Origin of the sequence: Sphingobacterium sp. UBA1897 (assembly GCF_002337775.1) — a bacterium.
Classification (GTDB): domain Bacteria; phylum Bacteroidota; class Bacteroidia; order Sphingobacteriales; family Sphingobacteriaceae; genus Sphingobacterium; species Sphingobacterium siyangense.
Map to the genome: position 1 here is coordinate 186,621 of NZ_DDGR01000006.1, position 24,908 is coordinate 211,528.

Genomic DNA, 24,908 nt, shown 5'->3' on the forward strand with positions numbered 1-24,908 from the left:
CACATGAAATATGGTATTTGTACACTAGCTCTCGTTCCGTTACGTTTAGAACAGGCACACCGTAGTGAGATGGTTTCTCAGGTATTGTTTGGGGAACTTTTTGAGATCCTTGATGAACAGGCCGATTGGACATCAATACGTCTGTTGGAAACGGACTATTTAGGCTGGATTCAAAACGGGCAGTTTCAGGAACTAAACGACTTGGATATGCAACATTATCTGACCGGAACACCAGTTATCGTTGGAAGGGAGGGGGGAGTTCTTTTTACTGATACCGCAAAATTTCAGCTCTGTCATGGAACCAGGCTTTACCTAGATGCAGAGAATACTGTCAATCTATTTCCATTGGGATTAACCTATCAAGGTAGTATCAATCCGTTTATCGGCAATCAATTTGAAACTGAGGTGTCGCGATTGGCTTTGAGTTATAAGGACACTCCTTATCTATGGGGTGGGCGTTCACAATGGGGAATCGATTGTTCCGGTTTCTCCCAATTGATTTATAGCTGTTTTGATCTTTCCTTGCCTCGTGATGCTTATCAGCAGGCAGAGATGGGGCAAACTGTGGATTTTGTTTCGGAAATACGGGTAGGGGATTTGGCTTTTTTTGACAATGCCGAAGGAAGGATTACTCATGTAGGAATTATGCTGGATCGTGATACGATTATACATGCCTCAGCGAAAGTCCGTGTTGATCGGATGGATACGGAAGGTATTTTTAATGCTGAACAGAATCGTTATACACACAAACTCCGGATTGTTAAACGGTATAATTGATAAAGGTGGACATATAAAAAAAGGCTATAAGTAATTATAGCCTTTTCTATTGTCAAACGCCTTATTGACTAGAAGTGGAATTGTACACCTAAAGTTGGCGCTAATGAATTTGCGTCTAAACCAAATGTATTTGTTGATCTATCAGCTGTTTTATTATTGTTGTAGTTGTAGTATAAACCTCTAACTTTTAACTCGATACCAACTTTGCTTGTTGGGAAGTATGCCAAACCTGGAGCTAATTCAACACCGTAGTTTTCAAATTTTGATTCCGCTTTTATGTTATTTGTTTCAACTGTAGTTTTTCCCCAAGACATTGGCACAGATAGTTGTGCAAAAAATCTTAATGGACCATTAGCAGAGTATTTTCTTACGAATGGAGAAACTTGGAACGCATCTCTTTTTGTGCTTAAGTCCGTAACACTCTCATCTTTGCTCCAGTTGTAACCAACTCCAGTACCAATTGCCAAGTTGTCGCTTATGAAGTAACCAACTGTTGGGTTAATGGAGAATGAGTTATTTTTGAAGTCTGTGTCTTTAACTTTAGAAGTTTGGAAGCCAACTTGACCACCAACTATAATTTTTCCTTGTTCAGTTTGAGCTTGTGCTGCTATTGTTAAACCTGCAATGGCAGTCAATGTTAGTAAAACTTTTTTCATGTCTTTTTTATTTAATAGTTTGTTTTAATCTGCCAGTAATTACTTCCTGACTTTTTAAATTTGTTAGTCAAATATCGAAATCTTATTTTGATATTTTGTCACTGGATTGTCTAGATGTTTTGTCATTATTGTAAATTATAGTGGTTCAATTGATTAAAATTTAATGTATTTTTATTTTTATCGTTTCTATTTAACAATAATGATATTGAGCTGACTTTTTGTTTTTAATTGTCAATTTTAAGTAAGAAGATAAAAAAAAGCCATTTGTCAACAGCGGACAAATGGCTTTTTTTTGTATTTGAAAGACCGGTTTTAATCGAAATATTCTTTGATTCGCTCGAAGAATGATTTTTCACTTTTACCTGGTTGAGGTTTAAAGTTTGGCGATTCTTTCAGTTTGTTCAATAATTCTTTTTCTTCGTTAGACACGGCTTTTGGTGTCCAGATATTAACGTATACAAGTTGGTCCCCTTTGTGATAGGAGTTGACTTCAGGAATACCTTTTCCTTTTAACCGTAAAATTTTACCACCCTGTGTACCAGGCTCAATCTTGATTTTTGCTTTTCCATCTATTGTAGGGACTTCAACGCTAGTGCCTAAGGTCGCATCGACGAAATTAATGTATAGATCATAGATTACATTTAGTCCGTCACGTTTTAGACTTTCGTGTTGTACTTCTTCGATCAGGATAATTAAATCTCCTGGAACACCACCACGCGGAGCAGCATTTCCTTTTCCACTCATGGAAAGTTGCATGCCTTCACTTACTCCTGCAGGAATATTGATTGCGATTGTTTCCTCACCGCGTTCGAGTCCTTCACCTCTACAAGTTGTACATTTTGCTGTAATTTCAACGCCTTCACCATTACAAGTAGGGCAAGTGCTTGTTGTTTGCATTTGTCCTAAGATGGTATTTGTTACTCTTCTAACTGATCCGGATCCCCCACAGGTTTTACAGGTATGAAAAGAAGATTTATCTTTAGCACCAGATCCGTCACAAGAATGACAGACCACTTGTTTGTTAACCTTTACCTTTTTCTCGACGCCTTTGGCAATTTCTTCGAGTGTTAATTTAACTTTTATGCGTAAGTTGCTTCCACGAGCTACCCGACGGCCGCCACGCTGGCCGCCACCGCCGCCAAAGAAACTTTCAAATGGATGTCCTCCACCAAAGATATCACCAAATTGGCTGAATATGTCTTCCATATTCATGCCGCCGCCACCGCCAAAGCCACCACTTGCCGAATTACCGGCATGGCCAAATTGGTCATAACGTTGACGTTTTTGTGGATTGCTCAAGATATCGTATGCCTCAGCAGCTTCCTTAAACTGTTCCTCAGCTTCATGATCACCAGGATTTTTATCCGGATGGTATTTTATCGCCAATTTGCGATATGCTGATTTAATCTCCTTCTCGTCCGCTGATCGCGAGACACCAAGTATATCGTAATAATCTCTTTTTGACATCGTCTTAATATTATTGACCTATAACTACCTTTGCGTGACGGATCACTTTGTCACCCAAGTAGTACCCCTTTTCGATCACGTCCACTACTTTATTCTTTAATTCTGCTGTGGGTGCAGGAATTGCTGTGATAGCTTCTTGTAATTCAGGATCAAAGGCTTGGCCTGTAGCTTCCATTTCCTTTAACCCCAATTGCGATAACGTTTGTCTGAATTTGTTGTTAACAATATCCATTCCTGTTTTTACAGATTCAACATCTGTCGCTGTTTCCATGGCTGTTAACGCTCTGTCAAAATCATCTAGTGTAGGTAATAGCTTACTAATGACATCTTTTCCCGCTGATTGAATCAATTCAACACGTTCTTTACTTGTACGTTTTCTATAATTGTCAAATTCAGCAGAAAGACGAATGTATTTATCCTTTGCCTCTGCCAATTCTGCAGCCAATTTCTCTTCAGTAGACAGTTCTTCTGCTATATTATCAGCAGGCTGTTCTTGTTGTTCAGAAGAATTTGTTTCTACTGGATCTTGACCTTCATCGTAATAATTATCTTGCTCATTCATATCTTCAATGCTAAAATTAGATTCAAAAATTTACTCTATGCTTCGTTTGTCAAAGTTTTTGCCAAACAATAAAATTCCGACAGCTTGTCAGATTTTATTAAAAAAGCCTAACAATTTGTCGGAATCTCAATTTCTATATGTCAGTTTTCCGTCTAGATACTGACATTGTCCTGTAATACTCCATCGGTGGTTTTGATAATGCGGGATGGCATATTACGGATGATGGTATAATCGTGTGTTGCCATTAAAATAGCTGTTCCCGAATTGGCAATGTCACGTAATAATAAGACGATTTCTTCTGATGTAGCAGGATCCAAGTTACCAGTAGGCTCATCTGCCAGAATAATTTCGGGGTTATTTAGTAATGCGCGGGCAATTACAATACGCTGTTGTTCACCGCCGGAAAGTTCATGCGGCATTTTCTTAAGTTTGGAACGAAGCCCAACCTTTTCCAGTACATCCAATATACGGCTATCGATCATTTTCTTATCTTTCCAGCCTGTTGCTTTCAGTGCAAATTCGAGGTTTTTCTCGATGCTTCTATCGGATAAAAGATGAAAATCCTGAAATACAATACCTAATTTTCTACGCAGGTAGGGAACATCATTTTCGTGCAGCTTTTTAAGATCAAAGCCCGCAATCATTCCCTCACCATTGCCGATGTATAAATCGCCGTAAATGATTTTTAGTAAACTACTTTTTCCACTACCGGACTGGCCGATAAGATAAATAAACTCTCCTTTACCAATGTTTAAATTGACATTGGACAATACCAAATGTTTTTGTTGGAAGATATCAACGTTTTTTAATGTAATTACTTTATTTTCAATCATGGAAGCTAAAATTCTAATTTTTTAATTTGCCCAAAAGGCATTTCTTTAACCAGTTGCATGATATATTCTGCCTTTTCTCCTAATCCAATCTTATCGAGTGATTTATCGGGGCGGTCGACTCTAAAATATGCCAGCAAGGTGAAGGCATCATCTCTTAATTGAACATAATCAGGGATTTTGGCGACACCTTTTACTTTAATGATATACATGATTTCAAAGTTAGTATTTTTAATGCAATTTATTTACTATGAATTTAAGGAAGCTTATTGGTTTGCGAATAAAAAATCCAGTGTATTCACACCATCAGCAAAATCATCTAAAGCAGGGCATTGGCTTTCTCCAAAATGAAATACCGGCGATGGCACATTTAATGCTATTTCTGATACAATACATTGGATATTTTCTTGGGCTAGTTTGAGTTTATTTTCAACTTCAGCCAGTGTTTCGTATGTTTCGTAATAAACCACGGCAAGGGGAGAAGCCGTGCGCTCATCTTCTTTGAGCAATAAAAAACCATTATCAAAATGCTTTTCGCCATTGATCAGATAGATGGATTTGTTGTAATCGTAATTGTTATTGTATTTAAAATGCTCTGTCATGCTGTTAAAAGCAGCGATACCTTCAAAGAAGTGTGCTATTGGGTAATCTTTTGGAATAAATAGCTTTGAAACAGAGCGACAGCCCAACCCAAAATAATCAAAGATGTCGTGTCCCAGTGATTCCAACTGGTTAGGAGATTCTTGGCCACCGATAACGGCAATACTATTTCTATTGCCACGAATAATATGTGGTTTGGTGCCAAAATAGTAATCAAAGTAACGGGAGCTATTGTTAGAGCCTGTTGCAATAACCAGATCGAAATCTTTTAGTTTGTCAACAATTTCAAAGGCATCATTAAAGTATGGGGCAATTTGTTTAAGAAGGTTGAGCACATAGCTTGTCAATCCTGCATCGTCCGATGAGACTTTGATTTTTGCTGTAAAGCCGCTAATCAGTACCGATAGGATATCATGGAAGCCAACCAATGGAATATTGCCGGCCAGAATTAACCCTACAATTTTCGTTGAATGAAGATCTGGATAAGGCGCCAACCAGTGATTCAGTTTTTCTATTGTCAAATTGGCAGCAATGGCTTGAATGGCGCGTTCAACATTTTGAGGGGTATACCAGGGGTTTTTATGTTGGGCGAATTGAATGATTTGAATCAAATCTTCAGGGCGCTTTTGCAGCTGTTCGCCTAATTTTACAAATGCATTTATTCGTTGTTGCTTTGTCAAAATATTAAAATTTTAAAAGATGAATACACAAATTTGTATTATATTTGTGCTGTTAACATTAATCAACGTGAATCAACTAGCCTTATTGTTCAATCAGACTTTGTTTCATATTGATAATGCAAAAATAGTTTATTTATCATAATTGTGAGGTTATAAATGGCGATTAAAATTACAGACGAATGCATTAACTGTGGTGCTTGCGAACCGGAATGCCCAAATAATGCAATATACGATGCTGGTGTAACTTGGAAATTCTCAGATGGGACTGCTTTGGATGGGGTTATCGATTTTGGCGATGGTGTTACACTAGATGCCAACGAGTCTCAAGAAGCAATCTCTAATGAAGTCTATTATATTGTTTCAGATAAATGTACAGAATGTGTAGGTTTCCACGATGAGCCTCAATGTGCAGCGGTTTGCCCTGTGGATTGTTGTGTGGATGACGAAGATGTACGTGAATCGAACGATGAGCTATTAGCGAAAAAAGCTTGGTTACACGCGGAATAAATTTAGTACTCCGTTAAAATATAAGGCAGGATAAGAAATTTTCCTGCCTTTTTTGTGTCTTTCTATTTTGGCGAAATCGATATTTTGTTGCGAAACTCGGCTATTTGGAATAATAATATTTGCAAAAGCATAGTATTTTTTTATTTTTGTTCTTTTGACCATTAAAATCTTTTAAATGTTAAAAACCAAAATAGGGTTGATGACCCTGATCACAGTTACATTAGCTTGTATCATTGCTGTATTATACGAATTTGATGTTGTAGGCTTTTCGCATGAATTTCTAATGGCTGTCCGTTGGATAGTTGCTACCGTTTTGGTTGTAAATGCGCTCTTTAAGAAAAATTTGACCACCTGGATTTTAACCTGTATGATTATGGGGATATTTGTCGGGTTGGATTTTCCAAATCTAGCGATTTCCCTGCAACCTTTGAGTAAAGGTTTTATTAAGTTAGTCAAGACGATTGTGGGCCCAATTCTCTTTGCTACGCTTGTTTATGGAATTGCAGGCCATTCTGATTTGAAACAGGTGGGACGTATGGCATGGAAATCCATGCTTTATTTCTTTTGCGCAACAACATGTGCTATTTTTATTGGTTTAGGTGCGATAAACCTGACTCGGGCAGGAGTGGGCGTTGATGTTGCACATATGCCACATGAAGAACTGCCTGTACCGAAAGAAAGTATGGATGAGCATATCCTCAAAACACTTCCGGACCATGTACATCCTGTATACAAGTTTACTTCTTTTATACGCGACTTGTTCCCTGAAAATATCGTCAAATCTGTTGCCGATAATCAAGTTTTACAGATTGTTGTATTTTCAATTTTGTTTGGAATTGGATTGGCAATGGTAGATGAGAAAAAGCGTAAACCCCTGGTTGATTTTACCGAGAGTATGTCTGAAACCATGTTTAAGTTTACGAACATGATTATGTACTTTGCGCCTATTGGGGTTGGTGCCGCTATGGCCTACACGGTGGGGCATCTCGGTGTCGATATTCTAAAGAATCTTTTCATGCTTTTGGCGACGCTGTATTTTGCTTTGGTGTGTTTTTTATGTCTGGTTCTTCTTCCGGTGGCACTTTATCTAAAAATACCTGTGAAACGTTTTATTAATGCGATTAAGGAACCTGTTTCGATTGCATTTGCGACTACAAGTTCAGATGCGGCATTACCGAAAGCAATGAGTGCGATGGAGAAATTTGGTGTACCACGTAAGATTGTTTCGTTTGTAATTCCCACAGGATATAGCTTTAACTTGGATGGTACTTCACTTTATTTATCGTTGGCTGCGATCTTTGTCGCTCAGGCGGCTGGTATCCATTTGTCGTTTGGACATCAATTAATGATTGCATTTACATTGATGATCACCTCTAAAGGTGTTGCTGCTGTACCAAGGGCTTCATTAATTATTTTGATTGCGACAGCGGATCAGTTTGGCTTACCAACATTTGTCATCGCTGCAATTTTAGGTATCGATGAACTCATGGATATGGCGCGTACCTCTGTCAATGTAATCGGAAATTGTTTGGCAACCGTTGTTGTTGCTAAATGGGAGGGCGAGTTTGATGAAGAAGCTCCTTACCGCGAAGATACTGAAGAGGCGATCTAATAGAAATAACTGACGAATATTCGTTGAAGAAAGCAGTCTTGACATTCCGTTGAGACTGCTTTTTTATTGTCTTTAGCTCGCGTTGATGATTTGGCTACGCTATTTATTATATTTAGCGCTGTAAATACCGTTCTTTAAACCAAATAGAACTTTAAACCAAATCCGTACAGGGAAATGAGACGATCTATGTTTTATTTTTTGTGTGTAATGATTACGATCAATATGGCATTTGCTCAAACAAAGACGACTGTTGTCGATCGTGATTCATCTGTTTATATTGAAACCCAGGATGAGGTCAAACTTTTTGCGAAGTCTGCTGGAAATGGTCCGGTTTGTATTTTCGTACATGGAGGGCCAGGTGTCTGGAGTAAGTCGTTTGAGGAGATGGGAGGTCGTGGTCTTGAAAAAGCTGCTTGCAAGCTGTTGTTGACGGCATGGTATCCTTTACACTAGCTTGCAAGCGAAATATGTTATATCAACGTCCGTCAACGTAGTACCATAAATCATCTTGTTTTTTGAACGTAGACTTTTCATGGTGAATTTGAACTTCCATCTGTGGATCCAGGTAATGTGCTTCAAACTCGACAGTTTGGAATGTAGATTTAAGGATAGAGAGTTGCATCCATTTATTCTCCCGCGCCCATTGTCCGATTGCCTGTTTATTTTGGAACCGTCGTGTTGAGGGATGAAACGTATCGTATAGGAAATCGATCTGTTGTGCTACAAAGGCGCTATAACGTGCGCGCATCAATGCCTCTGCTGTGGTTGCTTTGGCATGGAAACGATGAATTTGCTGGCAGCATTCCCCATAGGTATTGCCAGAGCCACAAGGGCATAATTGACCTGATTCCATCACTTGAATGTTTAAAATTTTACCAGCCTTTAATAGCGCCATTTTTGAAGACTTTTTTTGCTGTCGCTTCTACTTCCGGTGACTGATACGCCTGGATAAACTGCTGCACCTTCTCATCGTTTTTATTATCTGAGCGGGCAACAATCAGATTGACATAAGGCGATTCTTTATCTTCTGTGAATAAGCCTTGTTTTTCGGGATCCAACCCAGCTTGAGAGGCGAAACTATTGTTGATGATAGCAATTGTAACTTGAGGATCATCTAGGACGCGAGGTAACTGTGGGGCCTCCATCTCTATGATCTTAACCTGTTTAGGGTTGCTGACAATATCTGTTACTTTAGGTTGGATACCTACATTTTCTTTTAGACCGATAATTCCCTCGCGTTGGAGAAGCAAAAGAGAGCGTCCTCCATTGGTAGGGTCATTTGGAATGGCAATAACGGCACCAGGTTGTAACTCTGTGATTGTTTTTATTTTCTTTGAATAGGCAACAATGGGGAATACAAACGTGTTTCCGACAATGGTTAATTTCGTGAAACCGCGTTGTTTGGATTGCTCCTGTAGATAGGGTTGATGCTGAAATACGTTTACATCGATATCACCCTGATTTAAGGCCTCATTAGGTACGACATAGTCGTTGAAAGCCACTAACTCAACATCAAGATTGAACTTTTCTTTTGCAACTTTCTTAGCCGTCTCCGCAAGCTCCTTTTCTGGGCCGGACACAACACCGACTTTGAGGATATTCTCTTTCTTTTCTCTGTTATTGCATGCTACAATCGATACGAGACTGAAGGCTAAAATTGCAAATGCATAGTTCAATTTTTTCATATGATATAATTTATGTTAACGATGGTTTACTTTTTTTGAGATGTAATCTCCTGTATATTGTAACAAGAATACTATTAAAATTAATAAAATTAGAACAGAATTCATGATAAAAGTATCATATCCGACATAACCATACTGATAGCCAATCTGTCCAAGTCCACCAGCACCTACAGCACCGCCCATTGCGGAGTAACCAACAAGTGTTATCAAGGTAATTGTCGCATTGTTTACTAGCGAGGGGAGAGCCTCCGGAAGCAAAACTTTGAAAATTACCTGTTGTGCATTTGCACCCATTGCTCTTGAGGCCTCAAGCAGGCCATTTGGAATTTCCAGAAGACTATTTTCCACAAGTCTTGCTATAAATGGGGCAGCACCTATGCTCAAGGGTACCAATGCTGCGGCCATACCGATTGATGTTCCGACAACGTTGCGTGTAAACGGAATCATCCATACGATAAGTATGATAAAGGGGATAGACCTAAACACATTCACCAGCAATGAAACAAGTTGGTGCATGGCTTTGTTTTCGAGCAGTTGATGTTTTCGGGTCAAGAACAGGTATATCCCGAGTGGGAGACCAAGGATAAAACCAAAGAAGCCTGATAAGAAAGTCATGGTTAGGGTTTCTAAAGTACCCGATAGCAGAAGATTAAATACCTGATCAGACATAGCCTAATATTTTAGTTTGTGAATGCTTTTCTTTTAAGAAAGATAGACTACGCGTTACATTTTCTTTTTCACCCGATAGTTCGGCCAATATAACACCAAATTTCATTTCGCCAATATAATCTATTTGAGCGGTAATGATATTTGTTTTGACTTGATATTGTTGCTCCAAATGCTGTATAAATGGGATGGATTCTTCATTTGAAGTTAGATAGATCTCTACGAGTGGGTTTCCAGCGCTTTTTAAGCGTTCCTGAAAACTTAGTGGAATTTCAACTTCAAGTGAAGACTGAATAAAGTTTTTAGTTGTTGTTTGCTGAGGATTGGCGAATATTGATTCTACCGGGCCGGTTTCAATTAATTCTCCGTGGTCTAATACGGCAACCTGATCGCAAATACTTTTTATAACATCCATCTCATGGGTAATCAACAATATCGTAAGGTCAAGCTGCTTATTGATTTTTTTTAGCAGTTTGAGGATGGATTTTGTAGTTGCGGGGTCTAAGGCACTTGTGGCCTCATCGCAAAGTAGAATGTAAGGATCATTGGCTAATGCTCGCGCGATAGCAACACGTTGTTTCTGGCCTCCGGAGAGATTTGCAGGGTACACGTCGGCTTTATCTTCCAACCCGACCAAACGCAATAGTTCCAACACTTTTTGGCTGATAAATTCTTTCGATTTACCTTCAAGTTCGAGCGGGAAGGATATATTTCCATACACTGTTCGTGATGATAGTAAGTTGAAGTGCTGGAAAATCATACCAATTTTTCTTCTTTTCAACATCAGACCAGTGGAAGATAGCGACATCAAGTCGTCATTTTCTATAATTACTTGTCCACTGTCTGGTCTTTCCAAAAGGTTGACGCAACGGATCAAAGTACTTTTGCCGGCTCCGGAAGCGCCTATTACACCAAAAATTTCACCTTTTTCAATAGACAGTGAGATGTCTTTTAAGGCATCAATACGTGCCGCTTTTACCTCAAAAGATTTGGATATGTTGTTTAGTTGAATCATTGACCCTGCAGGGATTTAGCAATTTTAGTTGGACAAATGGATGATGTTGATATAAATGTACACAAATGCCAGGGATAAAATAAAATGAAGTGAAAGAAAATGGGTTCTTTCAGACGGAAAAAGAATGAAAGAACCCAGATATATGTTTTTTACAACGCTTGATAAGCCGAAATCACCTGTTTTGCAGATCCTAGTCCATCGATGCCATATTCGATGATATCGCCATCTTTCAGGAATCTTTGTGGGGATTTGCCCATGCCAGATCCTGCAGGTGATCCTGTGGAAATGATGTCGCCTGGAAGTAAGCTCATAAAATGGCTTAAATAAGAAATCAATTTGGGTACACGATAGATAAAATCACTTGTATTGCCATCTTGCATAAGCTCACCATTGAGTTTAAGCCATATTTTTAAATTATCAATATCTGTGAATTCATCTTTGGTTGCTATAAATGGGCCAATAGGAGCGAAAGTGTCACATCCTTTACCTTTATCCCAAGTTCCGCCACGCTCGATCTGAAATTCACGCTCTGTAACGTCATTGTGTAGCACATAGCCAAACACATGGTCCAAAGCCTCTTCTTCAGTAACATAAGAAGCTTTTTTCCCAATTACAATGGCAAATTCGGTTTCCCAATCAGATTTTACAGAGAACTTCGGAAGGGTGATTCCATCAAAAGGGCCATTGAATGCAGATACAGATTTCATAAATACGATAGGCTCTGAAGCTTGTTGCAATTTGGTTTCTTTGACGTGATCATCGAAATTAAGCCCTACACAAAGTATTTTGGACGGAGCTTCCAATGGTGTACCGATACGCTCGTTGTCGGCTATCTCTTTAAGCGTGTCGCCTTTTTCATTTATATATGTTTGAAGTCTTTCTAAATTTGCAATATCCGCAAAGAAATCGCGGTTGTATTGAAAATTTCCCTCTGAAACATCATATTTCTTTTCGTTTAAAATGACTCCCGCTTTTTCGGAGCCCTTTGCGCCATATCTAAAAATCTTCATAAGCCGCAAATATACGGATTTTGTCCCAAAAAGGGCAGAAATTAACGCGAATTAACAATTAATCAATATGTAAATTATCTATACAATTATTGTCCAAAAGGGGATATTTAAAAGGGAATTTTTCATGCACTATCTTTTTGTTGCTTACCCAAGTGCCATTGAGCACCATTTCCTGCCCTTTTTTTCCAAGCATAAATTTAATCAAAAAAGAGGGGACGGGTAGGGGAATATAGAATGGACCGTATTTACGTTTAGCTATTCTTTTTGCAAACTCCGCGAGGGAAAGCGGTTCGGATGAACAGGCATTATAAATTCCGGCTATGGTATCATTTTGTATGCCAAAGAGCAGCATCCGACAGAGATCATCCATATGGATCCAACTGAGTATCTGTTTTCCAGAGCCTAATACCGGAATTGAACGAAAGGGTAGGAAACGGTTAATTTCTTTGAGTAAACCTTGATCCTTGCTGATAACTACCCCAAAACGGAAGACAATGAGTCTTTTTCCCAATGTTTCGATAGGTTTCACGCTTCCTTCCCAGAGGTTACATACCCAGGAGAGAAAATTTCCGCCTTGTGGATCTCCTTCTTCAAAAGGTTTCTTTTGGTATTGATCGTCTGTTCCATACCAACCTATAGCGGAGGCCGATATGACTGCTTTTACTTGATTTGGTATTTGTTTTAGACTTTGATAGAGCAGTTGCCCACTTTCTACCCTGCTGGCAATAATTTCTTGTTGATATGATTTTGTCCAGCGTTTCGAATTGAGGTTTGCACCCGCCAGGTTAATGATATAGTCGGCTTCCTGAATTGATTTGACATCAATCTCCTGTTTACTGGGATCCCAATGTACATGTCGGACATTGTTTTGTACGGGATGGGACTTCGGATTTCTGGTAAAAATAATAACTTCATAGAAATTGGCAACCAATAGCTTTGTTAAATGAAGACCTATAGCTCCAGCACCACCTGTAATAATTACTTTTTCCATGAATTGAACCTTGTTTTATAATATACGCGTGTTATCATTTAAGCGAACCAATTTCTGTTGATACTAAATATACTATTTTGGTTTATAAAAATCGACCATTGCGGCAGCAATTACAAAAAAAGGTTTATCTCGTGGGGAGATAAACCTTTTAAGAGTCGATTAAACGACCTTATTTGTTAAAGCGTTTGAATTGTGCTGCCACATGTTAGCATCTGTGCGCCGTAATATGGATTTTTGATTTCTTTATGACGGCTTAACCAAGTCGCACCTTTGCCTTTGTTGAACATTGGACACTTTTGGTAATAAACAGAAGAAGACGGTTTCGAGTTTTTGGACAAACTATAGATATCTTCTGACAATAGCGCGAAGGCTTCTCGTTGTTTACTGATATCCTTTGCCTGTTGTAGGCTCTTCACTGTCGCTTTGAGTGATGTTGTTTTGGTTTTCCAGACCTCCTCTTCCGCTTTCGTTAGATCAGCAGTTTGTATTTTAGCGATTGCATCGGCAAGATCGTTTGCTAGGCCTGCAGCTTGTTTACTATCCGCAGCTACAAGTGCATCTTTAAGCAGAAAGTATTGGTCATAGATCTTTTGAAAATTGCTTGCGTTGCTGATGTCATCTACTGAAGCTACCGGCTCAGTGCTTACGTCTTGTGGGCTATCTGAAGCTGGAGGAGCTAAATTTCTTTCGTATTGGCAGCAAGCATGTAGTTTAGCATAAGTATCTTCCGCGGCAAGGTATTTTTCATTGTCATAGCCTGCTCCTGCGATACTTTTCAATACAGCATCTAAGGAAGTTTTCTTTGCGTCATAGGCTATTGTTGCTGTTTGGTTGTCTTCGTTCCATTCAACTTTAGCCTGAGCGGAGGCTCCTGCATTTTCTATTGTTTTTTTACACATACCGCAGTTTCCCGCAATTTTAACAGTGGTGTTCACGGTGTTGTTTTGTGCATAGTTTGTCAAGGACGATAGTATTAAAGCCCCTGTTATAATATAATGTTTGATTTTCATATGATTGGATGAAAGAATAAATAAAAATAAGTAATCAAAAATGATTGATAAATGATCAACGTATGGATTGTATGGATTAACTTATTTTTGGCGGGACCCAAGGACAAAAATATCCCTCAGAAATAAATGTTGGCGCTATGGGTTTATAATTTTTTTTGATTGCTATACCGCAAAGTTCATGATTTTGTTCAAGGGGATTGGAAATTGCCAAAAATGTACCGCTATACGTGCATTGACAATTGCAATTTTTACATGGTTTGTGATGTTTACAAAAAGCCTTTTTTTGGGAAGATTTAAATTTTGAACAGCACTGGTCCTTTTTGTCAGTGATAGCATTACCTTGTGTGTGACTACTGTGTGCATTCATTTTATGGCAGGCAAAAGCGTCGGGTGCGCTTAAAAGGAAACCGAAGGTTAAAAATAGTAGTATAAGTCGCTTAAGTGCCATATCAGCTCAAATATAATTGTTTTGGGTAGAATCTGCTTCCACTTTTAACTTTTTTTGGCATTATGGACTTTTTTATACGCTCCATGTTATTTGAGTTTGGGAGGACCAGATAACATGGAGCGACGTTTGGAATTCTTTTTTCGGAAAGCAAAGAAATATTTAAAACTTAAAACCAGAAAAAAAGCCGGGCTTTTTCCAGGTACGTTTATATTCATCAGCTAAAGGAGAATGATCCGAATAGGCGAGCACTTCATCAAGCAAATGGTGTGCTTTTTTCAGATTCCCTGTTTTATAGTTTGCATATGCCTCTGCTAATTTAACCGATTCGACATCATCGTCGTAGCCCCAATCGCATTGCTGATAAATACCGTTGAAAACATTGACGTATTTATTTACTTTGTTTATATCTCCGTTTTCGGCGAAAAGTTCAATTCCAAATTTTAACCAAAGGACATAATCATTAGGCTCCATGACTGACTGTACCCAACTGTCATACGTTTGGAATATTTCTATACCCGCGCTAAATTCCGTAAGATAGTAATGGCTTTTAACAATGAGATAGAGCGTCTTTGCTTTATCGAAATTATCGATGATAAATTCCCGTTTATTTTTAAGGTATTTCCGCGCAGCGAGGTTCATGGACTTGTAATTGCTCTTTTCATTATATAGCTGCATCAACACATATTGAGGCTGTGCTTCATGTGGGTACCGTTGTGCCATATTTTCGTAATAGGAGACACGTTGCTCAAAATTATCCGGCTCAATTATCTGATAGATAATATGTTCTATCCCATTTTTTGACGCTTCAAAGTCGCGATAATGATAATCATCTAAATTGGGATGATCAATATAGAATTTGTAAATAAACTCGAGGAGCTGTTGGGCCCGGGATTGAATATTCGCTGATCGACCTAGTTGGTATTCAACATCGATTTGATGCATAAGCATGCGGTAACAAGGAGGAAATACAACAGACTCCATATCTTCAGCTTCTTCATCTTCTTTGGAGGTAAATTCTTGCTGCTCAAGGGTGGCTTCCAACGAAATCTGATAGGTGTCAAAGTACTGTTGAAGGACCTCCTCCAGACGTACGTAATCTTCCAATGCTGACAAGGTATCGGCTCGGGTGAAATGAAGTTCTTCAAAGTCGGAATAGCTTAATCCTTCGGTGGCGATAGCATAGGAGGTTTCTAGTTCACCGGCTTCTTTATACGCTAATGCTAGATTATTACAATTCATGGCCCGGTTGTGGGAGCCCCCAAAGTAGTCACTTTCGTACTTATTTTGTTCAAAATACTCCTTGAAAGCGTCGTAGGCTTGACGATAAAGTTCAAGGACGAGCAATTGTAGTGCAGATTGATCAACTGTGGTTAAGTTGTCCTGGGCGTGAATAAAATCAGATAGCGCGACAGCTTCATTATAACATTCACGGGGAAGGTCATGGAAAGTGGAAACCTGATCGTAAACTTTTCCATTGGCTTTAAGGGTACATTCGATCATACGTCGCCAGGATGTTGCATTCCAATTCCGTTCACCTACCATGGCCAGATATGGAATAGCCGCAGCATACTGTCCCTCGTCATAGAGATAGGCCGCCGCAAAATGGTAACCGACATAAGAATCAGGATAGGCATCGACCAATTTGAGTGCATGGAGATAATAATAGTCAAGCGGGATTCCGATTTCTTCTGAGTAATTGCGTTCAATGATAAGCTGATAGTAAAAGACCTCAGGGTGTTCATACCCCTCGGCAATCAATTCGTCAAATCGAGTATGCCATTTGACCAACTCCTGATGGATATGCAGGGCTGAGTTTTCCCCTTTGATAAGCTTAAGCAAAATCTGCAGTGCTAGGTCGATTGCTTTATTTTCGTAAGCAATTTCAGCGAGATCCACATAATTCATTTCATTGCTGCTGATGAAATGCTTAAAATCCGCTTCCATTAACGCTAAAATATTGGACTCATTGATCTGTTTGGTACGGTCAAGCAGGTATATTTTCTTTATCCAAAAGATGGAAAAATTATGATCCAAGGTTTCCCGTTCATCCTTGAATGTTTCTTTAACGAAATCAATGCTCGCCTCCAAAACTGGAAGCATCGCTGTATCGTCCTGGAGCCCTTCGTAGATGTTGGTTAAATAGTTGTGCCCATATCCGGACATATTGGGGGAAGCGATTAGTTTTTTTGCGTATTCGATGAATAGACCTTTATTGCCTTCAGTAATATGGAATTTTGGACGACCAATTTGTGCTAATGTCGCTTGATTGTCCAAAACATAATTCAGTATATGATATAGGGTCGTTTCATTATCAGGCTCGATGGCTAATGCTTTTTGAAAATAGGGGATCATTTTTTCCTGAATAACATCGAAAATAGCTTCGTGGCCTTCATAGAATGCCTGATCATGATAGGCGATCGCGAGGTGTGTCCAAAGCGTAACATCTTGATCGTTTTGTCGCAATTGGTTTTCTCCTTCAATGATAAATAAGTCTAGTTGTCCGCTGTAGAACAAATCATATATATTCTTTTCTTCCATTTATTAATTTTTATATGTATCCAGTATGTTAGAATCTTTGAAAAGTACTATTTAGTTGTTGGAAGCTTTTCAAAGCTAGTACCGTTCCATAGAAATTCTTCACTCTTTTTTATAATCTTGAAATTCGGATTTTCTGCATCGTCGTCAATAGCTTCTCCCTCTTCGATGTATTTATAGATAATCTGATTATTTTTTCCGTGTTCGGAAGGGAAAAGAATCTTTTCATCGTAATAGAACACACCAGCATCACTCACCGAATACCTGCTGGGAAGATCCACAAGTCGTTGTCCTGTCCAGGCCACATAGTTGTACTCAGAAGGTATACCACAGGCTTCCCCCAGAAATTCGATGCGGATGATTTGTTTGACATTTTGCAGCCCCATTGCCGGCAGCAATTTACTCTGAGAGAAGGTTTGTTCTGAATAGGCGAAAGGGAAGGTGTGTTCAGCTAGAAAATTTCCTTTTGCGTCGAGAAGTTTTACTACTGTTGAAAAATGATCCTGTTCCTGTTCGTTGATACTTTTGGTAAAACGCTCAAAACCGTAAATATATTGCGAGCCGTCCGAAGCGGTTTGTTTTCCGAGCGCTACTAGTCCGAGCCAAATAAAACCATTTTTTTTACTGTTACCGTCGGAATAACTTATCTCATACCAAGGAGCATAAAAATTTTTCAGTGTATTTCCTTTGAAGGGCGCACTGGTGATCGTAACAACATTTCCTACCGATAAAGAATCTACGATTGCTGCCTTAAGACTAGGTTGAGCACGCACATAAGCTTTTGTGGCAAAAACAGTTGCCGATTGACCTTTTTGTATGTTCCATAAATTGAAATTATCGTCAAATTTTAAATTTTCCTGCGCCTTCGAGCAAAATGGTCCGATGACCAAGATGATTAAATAGCATCCCATTAGTTTTCTCATTTTTCACTCTCCTTTCCTGCAAAAATAGACGAATTGGTCCATAACCCTTATCACTGGTTTCAGGTATTTTTTTGTAGAGTGCCAGAAATAACATTTTATAATCTTAGACATGTCGTTGTTATTAGGGATAAAAAGAGCTATTTGTTCAGTTATGCCCAATTTGGTAGTAGCGTAAATTTTGGAAAGTTTAAATGGCTATTGAACTTTACCCGTAGATAATTTGATGAAACAGGAAATTGGGGATAAGAAATGTTGATTTTATGTGGACCGATTTCCTAAAAGTACAAGACAATGCGATAATCACACCATTTGCATCATTGTTTAATATTGAAATTTGTAGAGTCAATAAAAACAATAGTATGAATCAGATATCAAAATTTGGAATATTTGCTTTGCTACTGAGCAGCAGTTTAACAATTATGGTTGGAACTGTTATAGCACCGTCATTAAAAGAAATTTCAGTCCATTTAGGATTTGAAGAAAATCCAGGTTTGTTGATTACGTTGCCTTCGCTCGGCGTAGTAATTTTCGCACCTTTCGTTGGGAAATTGATTGACCGAAAGGGAGCATATCTGATGCTTAGATGGGGTTTGATACCTTATGCTTTACTTGGGCTGTTGGGGGGGCTTCTTACCAACCCTTATTTGGTTGTGATAGATCGTATTCTTTTAGGTGTTGCTACGGCGTCAATACAGGCAGCTGGAACAGGCTTAATTGCACTATTATTCATTGGTGACGACCGACTGAAAATGATAGCCTGGCAAGGTATGTCCATCGAATTGGGTGGGGTCGTATTTTTGAGTTTTGGCGGTCTTTTGGGGGGCTTTTGTTGGAAATATCCTTTTTTAATTTATCTAATGGGGTTGGTATGTGCATTATTAATTTCCATAAGTGTCAAGAGGAGCGCTGATGCTTTACGCAAAAAAGTGGTTGCTGTTGAGTCAACAGAGAGAACTAAAATCAGTAGACATTTATTGATAATAATTTTGTCTGCTGCGTTTGCCATGATGCTGTTTTTTGTGGCATTTGTTTGTCTTCCATTATTTCTTCCATCTTCGTTTCACTACAGTGAGGCTGAAACGGGATACTTCATGGCTTTTATTTCGATTGTGGCCGTTATAGCAGCGAGCCAGATGCCTCGCGTCACCAGGTATTTATCAAAAGACTTTACGTTGTCAATGGGATTTTTTGCATTTGCCATTGGGCTTACTATTTTCTTTATTACCACATCCAACATCACCTTATTCATAGGGGCGGTAGCGATGGGCATAGGTTTTGGATTTACTGTTCCATTGCTAAATCATATGACCGTCGAAGAAAGCAGCAGTAGTAATCTAGGGCAGTACCTAAGCTATTATTCCATGGCGATTTTTGGCGGACAGTTCCTTTCATCCTTTATCACGGAACTGAATTATGAAATGAGAACAACCTTCTTAATCGCTGCTGTTTTGGCTTGTGCAATTTCGGTGGCTTTATATATCATCGCAAGCATCAATAGAATACATGTATTTAATAATAATTTATAACGACTAAAATAGAATAACATGAGAATTGAAGAAGCAAATGAGCTCTTAGAGCCTGGGTATCTACCGTTTGAAGCAGGGTGGAGACGGTACGAAGACGGTTTACTTGTTGTTGCAGCAAGGTCTTCACTGGCCAATATAAACGGCGAAATGATTGAATGGTGGTTTTCCTATATTCAGGATACGCATCAGTATTTACTGTGGCATAAAGAAGACCATGTTTATAGTGACTGGATCGGTGAGAGGGGGACTGGAAAGTATATTGGGGGAACCCATATTGCCCACGAAAGATTGGGTGGAAATGAAATTCATAAATTGAAGATTAATTTTTTAAATCCCTCAAATATTTTGGATATAAGTAGATTTCCAGAACAGCGTGTAACCGCTATTCACGCGAGATTGGGTATGGATGGCCAAGAAGGCTATGCCGCCAAAATGGTACACTTTATTCGGGATACTGCCTATGGCTGTGAAATGAGAAGTCGTTTTTGGTTGGGTTATTTTGAAGGTAATGATCTTGCAAATGATTTGGAGACTCGGCTTAAAATCTATCCCGATCATGTAGGTGCAGGACTATGTAAACATTGTCATGAGGAAATGAGTAATTTTACGACTTTTCTTCCCGAACTTTATGAAAAAAAGACTGGTAGAATATATACTCCGAAATAAAAAAGAATGACTAATTTAAAATAAAAACCACATGAGAGTCAGCCATCAGATTGATCCACTTAAAATGATATATTTTGAACTGGAGTGTTGCCCGGAAAGCTATTTGAAAAGTGAAGATAGAAATTCCTTTTTCGAAATTATCTGTCAATATAGCAATATTGGTGATTCTGATTCTCATGTTGATATCTATCTGATTCCACTCTATCGTATGGAAGAGTTCAGCAATTCCAATACTGGATATCTTCTCGCTTTCAAGCGAGATTACTTGGAGGAGGATGACAAAGAATATGCTTTGGATGTGTTCAATCTCTTCAATATGCAAGGACAATCTACACATTTGATCGTCAAGTCTCGGGATGCTGGTATTCTTGCTCAGGTTGTGAACTTAATAAAAGAGGAATACAATAAACCCGAAGGTACTTATCTTATCTTGAAGGCTCTCATAAAAGTTTATTTGTTGAATCTAATCCGTTTACATCAGGAATATTTTTTAGAACAGGATGTGAATCAAAAACGAATTTATCAGTTTATTGTCCTGTTGGATCAATATTATAAGGAACAGCGCACTGCTGACTTCTATGCAAAGGAAATAGGTATTACGGCAAAACGCTTAAATCAGATTCTAAAGATTAAAATGAGTAGGTCAATTTCGCAGTTAATTCATGAACGGTTGGTTTTAGAAGCAAAAAGAATGCTGATCTCGAGTGAAAAAACCATAAAAGAAATTGCTTTCGAGCTTAATTTTGAAGATCCCGCTTACTTTAGCCGTTTCTTTAAAAAGAAGACCCAAGTTTCACCAGAGACATTCAAACTACATCAGGCAAATTTTAGCAAATAGATGCTTAGCATTTATAGCAAAAATATCTCTTTCACGTCTGTAATTTTTTGTAGGTTAGTAGAATTGAAAGAAAGCTATTTTATATATCGACAGTGCAATTACGACAAGTAAATGTTTGAACAATTCAGAATTAAATTCCAACTTGATGACGATAAATGGAACGAATATATAGATTGCTTCCATCGCATTGAAGTTCCTGCCAAAACCATACTTTTGAAGGAAGGAGAAGTTTCCAAAAAAATGTTTCTGATTGAAAAGGGGGGGATTCGTGCTTGGTTCAATAATAATGGTAAAGATATCACTTGTCAATTTTTCTTTGAAAATGAAACGGTGGGTTCTATTGAAAGCTTCCGAAAAATATTCCAAGTCAGACCACTATAGAAACCATTGAACCAAGCATTTTATGGTGGATACACAAAACCGACCTAAACAGGATAGTTGAAGAAATTAAAGAAATTCCACAGTTACGGGATATGCTTATAGACAAAGTTTTTGAGCGAACATTCGATTATATGAAATATTTTTTCTCAATGGTCAAAAATACGCCGCAGGAACGCTACATCAATTTGCTAAAAGAAAGACCCGAAATTATAAAACGTGTTCCACAACATTATATCGCTTCTTATCTTGGGATTTCTTCGGTCCATTTAAGTCGTATAAAAAGTGTATTGGCAAAAAAACGGATTTAATAACAAATGTTATCAACTGCTGAAATATCGGTTTTTAATTTTGCTGCATAAAATTATATAAAATGAAAGCAGCAGTAGTATTGAAAAAAGGCGAAATGCCAAAATATGTAGTAGACTTTGCAGAGCCAATAGTGCAAAATGAAAATGAATTATTGATTTTGGTGAAAGCATCTGCAGTGAAAAACCTTGACAAAATGCAGGCAAGTGGAAAACATTATTCCTCGCAAAACGAAGTGTTTACAGCAAAAGTGGTCGGTGGAGATGGTGTTGGGGTACTTGCAGATGGTACACGTGTTTATGGAATTGGCGTTGGCGGAATGATTGCCGAAAAAGCGATTGTTGAAAAAAAACGTATGGTAAGGTTACCCGTAAATATTGATGATGCAACAGCAGCAGCTTTACCAAACGCAGTGATGGGCTCAGCTTTGGCATTACGTTTCAGAGCGGGTTTGCAAAAAGGGGAAACCGTACTTATTAACGGTGCAACAGGTGTTACCGGCAAAATTGCTGTGCAAATTGCCAAACATTACGGTGCGAAAAAGGTGATAGTGACAGCGAGAAACGAACGGTCTTTAAACGAATTACTATCATTAGGTGCAGATGAGATCATTTCGTTGAAACAGGACGATGAAGCGTTTATTACACGACTAAAAATCTTACAGCAGTAAAATCCAATTGACGTGGTTATTGATTACCTGTGGGGAAAGAGTGCAGAACTGATTTTATCAGCATTAAAAGGCAATGGGGGATTTTCGCACCATACGCGATATGTTACTGTTGGCGGAATGATGAGCGATTCAATTACATTGTCATCTTCCATTTTACGCAGTACAGCTATTCAGCTTTCCGGTTCGGGCTTAGGAACCTGGACGCCAGAAGAATTAAAACTATTGATTACAGAAATACTTCCCGAAATGTTTCAGCTTGCTGCTGACGGAAAATTAAAAATTGAAACGGTAAATATTCCACTTAAAAACATTGAAAAGGCTTGGGAAATGGGCATCGATGGAGGCAAACGCCTGGTGGTTTTAATTTAGTTGATCTATCCAGCATCTCAAGTATATGTGGAATTAATTGTAATGATATGAATGCCGTATTCTTATTACTATTTACAATATGCTAAGATGTTCCAATTCAGTAGATTCAGTTGAGATATTAACCGGAGATCTGCGCAGTATGACAACCTGCTTTCCTGGAAACAGTCCTACGAACCCCATTTTTGATGACTACCATAATTACCTGATTCGGGTGTAGCTATTCAAGAAATATTAAAACGGAAGCATCCTAATACTAAATGGCATGTAATAACAATTTTTAATCAATATTTAGACACTAGTAAGTCACTGCTTATACAGTCTATACTGAGTGATCACTGAACAAGCACTGAATAAGCACTGAACAAGCACTGTAGAAAGAGATAATCTGACCACCACCTGGTCTTCGTTTGTTGCAACAGAAAGAGAGCAAGAGGGGGGGGGAGCTACACTTGTGTAAAAAATAAAAATCGCTGTTGTGACTGAGATAAAACCTGGTAATACACTAAAAGGCGATTGAGTGGTGCTGGACAATGTAGCCACTAATAAAATTACTATCCCTATTGATGCCCGAAGGGCTTTTAGAATACTTTCAGATTTTAGAAGTCGATTAGATAGACAATCAGCTCCACATTTATCTAGACGAGCTTAATATTGCTCCAACGGGATATGAGAAAAGTAAGTTGGAGTCAAAGGGATTTATGCCTTCCACAGAGATTTCAGGCTTTCCCATTAGAGGTCAGAAAGTTACACTACATATCCGCCGCGCCGGAAGGTGTTAGATACGGGACAGATTATCACAAGAGATTGGAACCTGGTGCGTGAGGGTACTCGAATGACGACTGAATTCGGGTTTTTTTTAAAGAAAATATTTGGATAACTATCCGGTAAGCGCCCAATTGGTAGGATTATTCTTTCAGATGGATGGCAAGCAACTGCAGGATCAATATAAGAACCATCTCAGCGATTTCCATGATTGGAACCAGAAGCCGCATGCGGAGAGCTGGACATTATTTGCTGAAAACATCTCCGAACAGCTAAGCATTGATGAGACCAGCTTTAGTAACGGTGAGCTTTCACGATCGTAAGCAGTAAGTCGGCTAAAGGCCGCAAAGGGACTATTCTGGCAACTATCAAGGGAACAAAGGCCGAAGATATTATCCCTGTTCTTGAACGAATTCCCCTGCGCTCAAGGAATAAGGTAAAAGAAGTGACCATGGATATGGCGCCGAACATGGCTAAGGCAATCCGTAGATGTTTCAGGAATGCCAGACGTGTGGTCGATCGGTTCCATGTCCAACTGTTAGCTTACGATGCAGTGCAGGAACTCCGTATCAAGTATCGTTGGGAGGTATTGGATGCGGAAAGCAAGAAGATAATGGAATCGCGAAAGGGAGGAACCCCATATGAACGCGAGTTGTTGCCTAATGGAGACACGCTCAAACAGCTACTAGCTAGATCCAGACACCTCTTGTTCAAGCATCCAAGCCGATGGTCCGAAAACCAGAAAAGCCGAGCTGAATTGCTGTTCATACGGTTTCCCAGGCTAAAGCGGGCTTATGACCTTGGAATTGCCCTAGGTGACATATTCAATAAATGCAAGGACAAAAAGATAGCATTTACCAAACTTGGACTGTGGCATAATCAGGTTGAGAATGCAGGCATCACTTCATTTGAGAGCGTAGCAAGATCCATTGCAGCGCATCATCAATATATCCTACATTACTTCGACAACAGAAGCACCAATGCTTCAGCAGAATCTTTCAATGCAAAGCTCAAAGCTTTCAGGAGTGTCTTTCGTGGCGTAAGGGACACCACATTCTTCCTATATAGAGTAATGAAATTGTATGCTTAAAACTTTACCCCCCAAACTTTCGGTATGATCCGTTTAGATATATTTTAGGTACTGCTTTTTGCTCAAAAACAAAAAAAGGCTTTCTGATTTCTCAGAAAGCCTTTTTGTCTTGGCGGAAGAGGCGGGATTCGAACCCGCGGTACCGTTTCCAGTACGACAGTTTAGCAAACTGTTCCTTTCGGCCACTCAGGCACCCTTCCTCGTTTTGACATTGCAAACATAAGGCAATTATTTGATTCTGCAAAGTCTAAATACTAAAAAAAATGCAAAAAAAATGTAACGTTGCAATAAGCGTTTGAAATTCAATTTGTTGTTTGATAATTAAA

29 protein-coding genes and 1 tRNA gene are annotated in these 24,908 nt (G+C 38.8%); 14 read left to right on the forward strand and 16 right to left on the reverse strand.

Annotated elements, in window-relative coordinates:
* The first annotated feature begins 3 nt into the window (after positions 1–3).
* Positions 4–777 carry a C40 family peptidase gene (locus B4N43_RS05135; protein ID WP_286733262.1) on the forward strand — a complete coding sequence of 258 codons (774 nt, stop codon included), beginning with the start codon at positions 4–6 and terminating at the stop codon, positions 775–777.
* A 68-nt stretch (positions 778–845) separates the two neighbouring features.
* Here B4N43_RS05135 and B4N43_RS05140 read toward each other — a convergent pair whose 3' ends face one another.
* The 6 genes from B4N43_RS05140 to B4N43_RS05165 form a co-directional block, all read right to left on the reverse strand.
* On the reverse strand, positions 846–1,433 hold the full coding sequence (locus B4N43_RS05140) for an outer membrane beta-barrel protein (RefSeq protein WP_286733264.1): 588 nt from the start codon (positions 1,431–1,433) through the stop codon (positions 846–848).
* Between the two features lie 312 nt (positions 1,434–1,745).
* The gene (dnaJ, locus tag B4N43_RS05145; RefSeq protein ID WP_286733265.1) at positions 1,746–2,900 is read right to left on the reverse strand and encodes a molecular chaperone DnaJ; all 1,155 of its coding nucleotides are present in this window, start codon (positions 2,898–2,900) and stop codon (positions 1,746–1,748) included.
* Between the two features lie 10 nt (positions 2,901–2,910).
* Positions 2,911–3,462 carry a nucleotide exchange factor GrpE gene (locus B4N43_RS05150; RefSeq protein WP_046672893.1) on the reverse strand — a complete coding sequence of 184 codons (552 nt, stop codon included), beginning with the start codon at positions 3,460–3,462 and terminating at the stop codon, positions 2,911–2,913.
* Positions 3,463–3,614: 152 nt separating this feature from the next.
* A complete protein-coding gene (locus B4N43_RS05155) occupies positions 3,615–4,295 on the reverse strand; it encodes a cell division ATP-binding protein FtsE (protein WP_070561120.1) in 681 nt (226 codons plus the stop codon).
* 5 nt (positions 4,296–4,300) lie between these two features.
* Complete coding sequence (locus B4N43_RS05160) at positions 4,301–4,504, reverse strand: fructose-6-phosphate aldolase (protein ID WP_070561119.1); 204 nt, start codon at positions 4,502–4,504, stop codon at positions 4,301–4,303.
* A 54-nt stretch (positions 4,505–4,558) separates the two neighbouring features.
* Positions 4,559–5,572 (reverse strand): acyl-CoA reductase, encoded by a 1,014-nt coding sequence (locus B4N43_RS05165; RefSeq protein ID WP_286733266.1) that lies wholly within the window; start codon positions 5,570–5,572, stop codon positions 4,559–4,561.
* A gap of 156 nt (positions 5,573–5,728) precedes the next feature.
* Between B4N43_RS05165 and B4N43_RS05170 the strand changes: the two genes are divergently transcribed.
* The 3 genes from B4N43_RS05170 (at position 5,729) to B4N43_RS05180 (ending at position 8,144) form a co-directional block, all read left to right on the forward strand.
* Entirely contained in the window at positions 5,729–6,079 is a 351-nt protein-coding gene (locus B4N43_RS05170; RefSeq protein ID WP_046672889.1) for a 4Fe-4S dicluster domain-containing protein, read from the forward strand.
* A 175-nt stretch (positions 6,080–6,254) separates the two neighbouring features.
* Entirely contained in the window at positions 6,255–7,691 is a 1,437-nt protein-coding gene (locus tag B4N43_RS05175) for a dicarboxylate/amino acid:cation symporter (protein WP_286733268.1), read from the forward strand.
* Positions 7,692–7,898: 207 nt separating this feature from the next.
* Positions 7,899–8,144 carry a hypothetical protein gene (locus B4N43_RS05180; RefSeq protein ID WP_286733270.1) on the forward strand — a complete coding sequence of 82 codons (246 nt, stop codon included), beginning with the start codon at positions 7,899–7,901 and terminating at the stop codon, positions 8,142–8,144.
* 22 nt (positions 8,145–8,166) lie between these two features.
* On the opposite strand, the gene B4N43_RS05185 is transcribed toward B4N43_RS05180, so the two are convergent.
* The 9 genes from B4N43_RS05185 to B4N43_RS05225 all read right to left on the reverse strand — a co-directional run bounded on the left by B4N43_RS05185 (position 8,167) and on the right by B4N43_RS05225 (position 17,962).
* On the reverse strand, positions 8,167–8,586 hold the full coding sequence (locus tag B4N43_RS05185; RefSeq protein ID WP_232475541.1) for a YchJ family protein: 420 nt from the start codon (positions 8,584–8,586) through the stop codon (positions 8,167–8,169).
* A complete protein-coding gene (metQ, locus tag B4N43_RS05190) occupies positions 8,564–9,376 on the reverse strand; it encodes a methionine ABC transporter substrate-binding lipoprotein MetQ (protein ID WP_088161762.1) in 813 nt (270 codons plus the stop codon). The genes B4N43_RS05185 and metQ overlap by 23 nt, the downstream gene beginning before the upstream one ends.
* Before the next feature lie 15 nt (positions 9,377–9,391).
* Positions 9,392–10,045: a methionine ABC transporter permease MetI gene (metI, locus tag B4N43_RS05195; protein ID WP_088161761.1), complete on the reverse strand. Its 654-nt coding sequence runs from the start codon at positions 10,043–10,045 to the stop codon at positions 9,392–9,394.
* The gene (locus B4N43_RS05200) at positions 10,038–11,057 is read right to left on the reverse strand and encodes a methionine ABC transporter ATP-binding protein (RefSeq protein ID WP_088161760.1); all 1,020 of its coding nucleotides are present in this window, start codon (positions 11,055–11,057) and stop codon (positions 10,038–10,040) included. Before B4N43_RS05200 ends, metI begins: the two co-directional genes overlap by 8 nt.
* A gap of 149 nt (positions 11,058–11,206) precedes the next feature.
* Complete coding sequence (locus tag B4N43_RS05205; protein WP_286733275.1) at positions 11,207–12,067, reverse strand: fumarylacetoacetate hydrolase family protein; 861 nt, start codon at positions 12,065–12,067, stop codon at positions 11,207–11,209.
* 58 nt (positions 12,068–12,125) lie between these two features.
* Positions 12,126–13,058 (reverse strand): TIGR01777 family oxidoreductase, encoded by a 933-nt coding sequence (locus tag B4N43_RS05210; protein ID WP_286733276.1) that lies wholly within the window; start codon positions 13,056–13,058, stop codon positions 12,126–12,128.
* A gap of 176 nt (positions 13,059–13,234) precedes the next feature.
* Positions 13,235–14,068 carry a DUF3347 domain-containing protein gene (locus B4N43_RS05215; protein ID WP_286733278.1) on the reverse strand — a complete coding sequence of 278 codons (834 nt, stop codon included), beginning with the start codon at positions 14,066–14,068 and terminating at the stop codon, positions 13,235–13,237.
* A 607-nt stretch (positions 14,069–14,675) separates the two neighbouring features.
* On the reverse strand, positions 14,676–17,054 hold the full coding sequence (locus tag B4N43_RS05220) for a hypothetical protein (RefSeq protein ID WP_286733280.1): 2,379 nt from the start codon (positions 17,052–17,054) through the stop codon (positions 14,676–14,678).
* A 47-nt stretch (positions 17,055–17,101) separates the two neighbouring features.
* Positions 17,102–17,962, reverse strand: a complete 861-nt coding sequence (locus B4N43_RS05225; protein WP_286733282.1) for an SH3 domain-containing protein — start codon at positions 17,960–17,962, stop codon at positions 17,102–17,104.
* A 371-nt stretch (positions 17,963–18,333) separates the two neighbouring features.
* On the opposite strand from B4N43_RS05225, the gene B4N43_RS05230 reads away from it, so the two are divergent.
* From B4N43_RS05230 to B4N43_RS05270, 10 genes are all read left to right on the forward strand, one after another.
* A complete protein-coding gene (locus B4N43_RS05230; RefSeq protein WP_286733283.1) occupies positions 18,334–19,500 on the forward strand; it encodes an MFS transporter in 1,167 nt (388 codons plus the stop codon).
* A gap of 18 nt (positions 19,501–19,518) precedes the next feature.
* Complete coding sequence (locus B4N43_RS05235; RefSeq protein ID WP_286733286.1) at positions 19,519–20,166, forward strand: DAPG hydrolase family protein; 648 nt, start codon at positions 19,519–19,521, stop codon at positions 20,164–20,166.
* Positions 20,167–20,197: 31 nt separating this feature from the next.
* The gene (locus B4N43_RS05240) at positions 20,198–21,004 is read left to right on the forward strand and encodes a helix-turn-helix domain-containing protein (RefSeq protein WP_286733290.1); all 807 of its coding nucleotides are present in this window, start codon (positions 20,198–20,200) and stop codon (positions 21,002–21,004) included.
* A gap of 111 nt (positions 21,005–21,115) precedes the next feature.
* Positions 21,116–21,385 (forward strand): hypothetical protein, encoded by a 270-nt coding sequence (locus B4N43_RS05245; protein WP_286733291.1) that lies wholly within the window; start codon positions 21,116–21,118, stop codon positions 21,383–21,385.
* 131 nt (positions 21,386–21,516) lie between these two features.
* On the forward strand, positions 21,517–21,693 hold the full coding sequence (locus B4N43_RS05250; RefSeq protein ID WP_286733292.1) for a hypothetical protein: 177 nt from the start codon (positions 21,517–21,519) through the stop codon (positions 21,691–21,693).
* Positions 21,694–21,755: 62 nt separating this feature from the next.
* Positions 21,756–22,361: a zinc-binding dehydrogenase gene (locus B4N43_RS05255; RefSeq protein ID WP_286733294.1), complete on the forward strand. Its 606-nt coding sequence runs from the start codon at positions 21,756–21,758 to the stop codon at positions 22,359–22,361.
* A 12-nt stretch (positions 22,362–22,373) separates the two neighbouring features.
* Positions 22,374–22,730, forward strand: a complete 357-nt coding sequence (locus tag B4N43_RS05260) for a hypothetical protein (RefSeq protein ID WP_286733297.1) — start codon at positions 22,374–22,376, stop codon at positions 22,728–22,730.
* A gap of 650 nt (positions 22,731–23,380) precedes the next feature.
* Entirely contained in the window at positions 23,381–23,509 is a 129-nt protein-coding gene (locus tag B4N43_RS25635) for a hypothetical protein (RefSeq protein ID WP_422663602.1), read from the forward strand.
* Positions 23,510–23,599: 90 nt separating this feature from the next.
* Positions 23,600–23,815 (forward strand): hypothetical protein, encoded by a 216-nt coding sequence (locus B4N43_RS05265; RefSeq protein ID WP_286733300.1) that lies wholly within the window; start codon positions 23,600–23,602, stop codon positions 23,813–23,815.
* Positions 23,816–23,859: 44 nt separating this feature from the next.
* Positions 23,860–24,582 carry an ISAon1 family transposase gene (locus B4N43_RS05270; RefSeq protein ID WP_422663603.1) on the forward strand — a complete coding sequence of 241 codons (723 nt, stop codon included), beginning with the start codon at positions 23,860–23,862 and terminating at the stop codon, positions 24,580–24,582.
* Between the two features lie 110 nt (positions 24,583–24,692).
* Here the strand turns inward: B4N43_RS05270 and B4N43_RS05275 are convergent.
* Positions 24,693–24,782 (reverse strand) — tRNA-Ser (locus B4N43_RS05275).
* Positions 24,783–24,908 lie beyond the last annotated feature (126 nt).